Here is a 6,310-nt window from a genome sequence, read left to right on the forward strand (position 1 = left end):
AAACTGTGTCCGGAGATTACCGGAAATCCTGTCCGGACTTTTCCGAAACCCGCATTAAAGAGAGAGTGGAAGAACCACGCGCCTTCGTTCCGGTGAAGGTACAACAGGCGCCGGACGCGGCGATCGGAATACCGGCTGCTGCGTCTTCTGCGATCGAAATCCATGTTGGGCGGGGTCGGTTGGTGCGGGTCAATCGTGACTTTGATGCCTCGACCTTGTCGCGCGTGCTTGATGTGCTGGAGGGACGATGATCCCGATCAGTTCAAGCGTGCGGGTTTGGATTGCCAGCGGTCACTGCGATATGCGCAAGGGCATGCAGGGGCTAGCTCTCATCGTCCAAGAGGGGCTTGGCCGCAATCCGTTCCAGGGCGACGTTTTTGTGTTCCGCGGGAGAAATGGTCGATTGATAAAAGCTCTATGGCATGATGGGGTTGGCCTTTCTCTCTACGCAAAAAGATTGGACCGAGGCCGCTTTATTTGGCCTGCGACGGTGGACGGCGCTATTGCCCTTACAGCCGGGCAGATATCTTACCTTCTTGAGGGAATAGACTGGCGAAATCCGCAACAGACATGGCGACCGACGCGCGCTGGATAGCTCTCATTATGCGGCTCGAAATCTCAAGAAAAGCTATGCAAATCAGTGGCTTTGTGGTTTGATCCGGGTATGGAAACCGGCTCGGAAAATCACCGTGATCATGCTGCTGCCCTTGAGGCAGAGCTGGTGATGGCGCGGGCGGAACGAGCTGCTGCCTTAGCCGAATTGGCCGTTGCCAAGGCGAAGGAAGCGAACGATCAGGCCATCATTCTTCGCCAGAAAGTCTACATCGAAAAGCTGCAACGGGAACTGCGTGGTCAGAAGTCGGAACGGACTGCCCGGCTGATCGCTCAAATGGAGCTGATGCTTGAAGACGCCGAGGCAGCGGCGACCGAGGACGAACTTGCCGCCGAAATGGCCGTTGCCGCCGCCTCTATCAACGTCGCCGGCTTTGTACGAAAGCGGCCGGTCAAGAAACCCTTCCCCGATCATCTGCCGCGCGAGCGTGTCGTTGTGCCCGGTCCGATCGCCTGCACCTGCTGCGGCAGTGACCGGCTGCGCAAGCTGGGTGAAGACATCACCGAGACGATGGAGAGCATCCCGCGCTCCTGGAAAGTCATTCAGACGGTGCGGGAGAAGTTCAGCTGCCGCGACTGCGAGAAGATCAGCCAGGCGCCAGCACCTTTCCACGTCATCCCCAGGGGCTGGGCAGGTCCGAGCCTTCTGGCGATGATCCTTTACGACAAGTTCGGCCAGCACATTCCGCTCAATCGTCAGGTCGAGCGCTTTGCGCTTGAGGGCGTACCGATCAGCCTGTCGACGGCCGCAGATGCCATCGGTTCCTGTTGCCATGCCCTTGATCCTCTTCTGAGACGGATCGAGGCCCATACCTTTGCAGCCGAACGGGTTCACGGCGACGATACCACGGTTCCGGTTCTCGCAGCCGGCAAGACCGACACCGGCCGGATCTGGACTTACGTGCGAGATGATGCCCCGTTTGGCGGAACGGCGCCGCCATCGGCGATGTTCTATTATTCCCGAGACCGCACCGGTGAACATCCGCAGGCGCATCTCGCCAATTATAGCGGTATCCTTCAGGCGGATGCCTACGGCGGCTACACCAAGCTCTATCTTCCCGATCGCAGTCCAGGGCCGATCTATGAGGCGGCATGCTGGGCGCATGCCAGGCGACCGTTCTTCATCATGGCCGATCTCGAAGCCAATGCACGGCGAAAGGCGAAAGGCCAACGTCCGGCCGTCATCTCGCCGATTGCCATCGAAATGGTGCGTCGGATCGATGCGCTGTTCGAGATCGAACGTCAGGTCAATGGCCAGACGGCTGATGAGCGCAAAACAACACGTCAGCAGCATAGCAAGCCGCTGATATCAGATATGGAGCTGTGGGTGCGCGAGCAACGTGCCAAGCTTTCCCGCGACAATGATCTCGCCAAGGCGTTCGACTACATGTTGAACCGCTGGGCTTCGTTTACCCGCTTCCTCACCGATGGCCGGATCTGCCTGTCGAATAATTGTGCGGAGCGTTCGTTACGCGGAATTGCATTGGGAAGACGGGCGTGGCTCTTCGCCGGTTCCGACCGCGGTGGTCAGCGGGCCGCCGCCATGTATAGTTTAATTGTCACGGCAAAGATGAACCACGTCGATCCACACGCCTGGCTTGCTGATGTGCTTGCCCGTATCGCCGACCACCCGGCCAGCAGGATCGACGAGTTGTTGCCGTGGAGTTGGAAGGCCGAAAAGGCCGCTATCGCGGCGGCCGCGTAAACAGCTCGACAAAGAGCGCCTTTGATCGTTCCAGCCCTTCGTCCGTCAAAATCAATGACTTCGACTTGTTCACCGGATCGCCGATAAACCCCTTCTTGAACAACCGATCCGTCGTCGCCCAGTCGAAACTCTTCCAGGCTCGATACCCGTCATGCAGCGTCAGCCATAGCAGCGCCAGCACAGCGTCATCGATCTTGTCTTCGTCGATATCCATCAGACAACAATAGCACGCACGTCATGCGAATTCCTGTGGTCTACGCCGTATGCGTACGTTCGGCATCACCGTTCTCCGAAAGGCCCGGCATAGCCTCAAAAGGCAGCGCCAGAACCCCATCTCGTGCTTGTCGCCGCCAACTGGAAAGTTGGTTTGCTATAACGTCATGACGACGCGCAACATCAACAACACGAACACCGGGCTGAAAGCTTTCCGCTACAATCCGAGCCTTAACGTCATCCGGCCAACGCCGGTTTCCGCGGCGCGGCTCGACGATTTCGTAGCGACCAACAAATCCATCTTCTGCCATGCAAGTCTCCAGATAACCCTGGAAACCTTCTCGCACACCCAGCAAGCCTCAAAACACTCCAAATCCAATGGGGCCCAGACGGCGCTTACCGTTGAGGAACGATGGCACAGGCAATTTTGCTGACGGGTCAAGAACGGCGTCGTCGTTGGTCGGCAGATGATCGGCTGGAAATTCTGGAGGCGGCGTTTGCGCCGGGGGCAAATGTCTCGGAGGTGGCGCGTCGCTTTGACGGCTCAAATATCCCTTGTCACGCATCAACCAAAGCAGTCCCCTGACCCCTCTCGGGAATGCGATAATCACTTATTTTACTACACAAAAAAAAAAACGAAAAAAAAGATTCGCAAGAAGCGGCGAAATAATTGCTATAAGCATTTAATATTTATCAATTTTTTCTCAACACCGTCCATTTCACCCGCAGATTCCCACAATGTCTCGGAATCCTTATATATACGAATAACGTAATCTCCTCTAGATTAAACCAAGAAGCTACGATATCTTCATCGTCGCATTGATCGAGCCTTCAGGTCGAGACTGACAAAGTCATCAAAGGGCAGCGAGAATTGAGGGTCACCGGTTAAGGTTAACTCACATGGGCCAGCAGCAAAGAGCAAAATGTATCTCCGTCCGCGTGACAGCGAATGAGCTTGCTGCGATCGCGGAAACCGCGGCGCGGGCACAAACGACTGTGACCGATTTTGTTCGCTCCGTGGCGCTCGACCGCGCCGGGGTTCAGCCGTTTTACTCCGATGAAGATCGTCTGTTTCTCCTCTTTTTGCGTGATGAGCTCAGGAGGGAGGGGCTAAACCTCACCCGTCTGTTGATCACCCTCAACCGCGACGAACGGTTTATCGAAGCGTCTTGCAAGCAAGAAATACTCGGCATGCAGCGGGTGATCGCGGCTCTGTGCGTGGAATTGTCCGGTCATACAAAAAGACTGACGGCACATCCAGGGAAGAGTTAAATGCAAACATTATATCGCCGCCTTGCGGAGGAATGGCTTGGTTATCGCGAGACACTCCTGCCGGAGATTTCGAAAAGACGGGGATTGCTTGAGGACGATTGGCGCCGGCGCGCCAGTCTTCCTCCCGAGACACCGGGACAAGCCGCAATGAATGCCGGTAGCCATGCGGGGCGCTTACCGCATGGAAGATTCTATCCCAGCAACGAACGGGACATGAGGCAACGTTTTGTCGGCCTCGCCTCGGGAGCCCAGCCTGCGGTCGTCAAGGTGGTCGGCTTTGGAGGTGGCGCCGGCGCCAGAAAGCTCGTTGACTATGTGTCACGCGGCGGCGAGGTCAAAATCGAGAATGAGCGTGGCGAAACACTAACAGGCGGCCAAGCACCCAATACTACCGTGAGGGATTGGGAACCCCTCCTCAGTGATCGGAAGGCGAGTCAGGACCTCGGACTGTTCGAAATCGAAGTTTCCTGGCAGGCTGCGCACAGGCCACCTGAGGATGCGGGTTTGTGGGTCGCCAGACATGCCTTCAAAGACAGACCATTTGCGTTCACGGTGACCCAGGCCCCACAATCCGTGCGCATAGAAGGATTGGTCGTGCTTCTGTCTCCGACAGAAGGCCGTCTTCCAGCCGACCGTCGGGAGAGCGGGGCGATAACCGCGCGACTAAAAGAAACGCTGTCGCGAGAGGCTGAAACGGTAAGCGTCCAGTTCACCGGTCATGGCCACGGCGTTCGATATGGGACAAGGCGGCTTCGAGAGTTCGTTGATAAGCATCCCGGTCAGGTTCGCGACGAGCATGGCAGGCCGGTTGCTGACGTCAGCGCGGCAAATGAGCTTGTCCGTCGACGGTGGCGGGATAACCTTGGAAGCAGCCGGCCGCGGGATACGCTGCATCTGATCATATCGGCGAGCAGTGGAACGGACGCAGCACGGTTTCAGGACACTGTCCGGGCCTTCCTCGCCGAAGAATTCAAGGGTCACCGGTATGTATTTGCAGTGCATGACCCGGTGCGAGATCCGAGGCCGCAGCGTGAGGGCGGAAAAAGGCCCCACATCCACGCGCATGCTGTTATTATGACATTGTCAGACTACGGTGATCGATTGAAGACTTGGGTCACCGATCTTCGACGCTGGCGCTTGAGCCTTGCGGAGAATGCCCGGGCCAACGGCATCAATATGGAAATGACCGACCGCCGTGAAACGGTGACAGCACCTGCATATACGAACCATCACGTTCGACCTGTCAGCTATGTCGGCCGCACGAAACATGAGGGTACCAGTTTCAGCGCACAACGCCGTTACGATTATAAACGCTTGGAGGTTCCACATCTCGCCGGCGGCGAGCGCAACCGAGACTATCGCGCAATGGCTCGGCAGCACTGGCAGACCTTGGCTAGCCAGGGCTATAGCGAGACAGTCCAACAGTTCGCAAGATCGACCCTTTTTCGGTTTGAGGTAGCCGATCGACGATCATCAAATAGACGGTCGGAATCCATCAGACAATTACCGCCCGCGTCCGATCGGGCTGCTGGAGCGGCGGAGAGGCTTCACTCCGAGGCGAACCCAAGCGGAGAACCCCGCCGCGGAAACGGGGAAACGATGGCAAATGCTACCGAGAGGTCCAAGCAAGACCTTCGGGATCTTGAGCGGGAAAAGCGTGAGGGAAATGATCGCAGCGTCTCTGAACCCATTCGAGGACCCCGTCCGCCAGCGCCGCACCACATACCGGAACAAAAGAAGCATGCGAGAGAAGCGGTCGAACAGCACTACACCGGAGAGCGACCTGATCCCGCCGCCGCCGTGCCGGAAAGTCGCAACTTCGCCGAGATCGCGACGTCGGTCTTCAGAGCGTTCGGGCGCATGAGAGAAGCAGTGATCCGGTCGAAACATGACGAGCATGACCGTGAGGTGCTCAGATCGGCAATAAGACAAACTATGCAAGACAGAATATTAAAATTGTCGGAAATCCCAGGGAGCGGTAGAATTCACGACTGGTCTACCATTGAAAGCCATGCCGATCGAAGCTCTGTGACGCAGGAGGCAGAAGCCGGCAGAGCTCCTGTCGTACCTGCTTGGCAATTGGAACGGAAACTCGAGGACGGTGATCGGCAACGTGATGTTGCAGCATTATCAAAGCCTGAGAACGCCTTATGGGCTAGCCGGGAACGGGATCGTGATATTGGGCGAGACGAGTACGAGAGGTGACTCCGCATTTGGCAATCGCTTGCGATTGACGGTGCCGGGGCCGGAGAGCGACATTCTGGGGGCATCTCTGCCGACCGCTCTTGGGGTGAGCCGATGACGTTCGATGCCAGCATTCGAATGTTTCGCCAACCTTCAGCGCTTGCGTCCTTGACGGCGGATAGTCCGAGGTGAATGTTGAATGCCAATCGGATCCGAGCGCGTAAGTTGCAGCTACGAGTGAAGGTGCGACGCAGACCATGGACACGGGTATTTTGGTGACGGACGACAATGACGGCCTCGGCCATCTTCCGGAGCGCAAGCAGC

General features: G+C 57.1%; 5 protein-coding genes and 2 pseudogenes. 5 read left to right on the top strand and 2 right to left on the bottom strand.

Annotated elements, in window-relative coordinates:
* The 3 genes and pseudogenes from JL39_RS21310 to JL39_RS21320 all read left to right on the top strand — a co-directional run.
* Positions 1 to 251: pseudogene (locus JL39_RS21310) on the top strand (hypothetical protein); the annotation flags it as partial.
* Positions 248 to 595, top strand: a complete 348-nt coding sequence (tnpB, locus tag JL39_RS21315; RefSeq protein WP_037155566.1) for an IS66 family insertion sequence element accessory protein TnpB — start codon at positions 248 to 250, stop codon at positions 593 to 595. The pseudogene JL39_RS21310 and the gene tnpB, both read left to right, overlap by 4 nt.
* A gap of 129 nt (positions 596 to 724) precedes the next feature.
* Positions 725 to 2,317 carry an IS66 family transposase gene (locus JL39_RS21320; RefSeq protein WP_244446939.1) on the top strand — a complete coding sequence of 531 codons (1,593 nt, stop codon included), beginning with the start codon at positions 725 to 727 and terminating at the stop codon, positions 2,315 to 2,317.
* Here the strand turns inward: JL39_RS21320 and JL39_RS21325 are convergent.
* Together JL39_RS21325 and JL39_RS31155 are read right to left on the bottom strand one after the other, a co-directional pair.
* Complete coding sequence (locus tag JL39_RS21325) at positions 2,298 to 2,531, bottom strand: DUF6429 family protein (protein WP_037155571.1); 234 nt, start codon at positions 2,529 to 2,531, stop codon at positions 2,298 to 2,300. The two genes, JL39_RS21320 and JL39_RS21325, sit on opposite strands and share 20 nt — an antisense overlap.
* Before the next feature lie 58 nt (positions 2,532 to 2,589).
* Positions 2,590 to 2,841, bottom strand: a pseudogene (locus JL39_RS31155) (transposase); the annotation flags it as partial.
* Between the two features lie 589 nt (positions 2,842 to 3,430).
* Here JL39_RS31155 and JL39_RS21335 point away from each other — a divergent pair.
* Both JL39_RS21335 and JL39_RS31725 read left to right on the top strand, forming a co-directional pair.
* Positions 3,431 to 3,802, top strand: a complete 372-nt coding sequence (locus JL39_RS21335; protein ID WP_037155576.1) for a hypothetical protein — start codon at positions 3,431 to 3,433, stop codon at positions 3,800 to 3,802.
* A complete protein-coding gene (locus JL39_RS31725) occupies positions 3,803 to 6,007 on the top strand; it encodes a hypothetical protein (protein ID WP_152601220.1) in 2,205 nt (734 codons plus the stop codon).
* The last annotated feature ends 303 nt before the right edge of the window (positions 6,008 to 6,310 follow it).

The organism is Rhizobium sp. YS-1r (assembly GCF_000757525.1).
Classification (GTDB): Bacteria; Pseudomonadota; Alphaproteobacteria; order Rhizobiales; family Rhizobiaceae; genus Neorhizobium; species Neorhizobium petrolearium.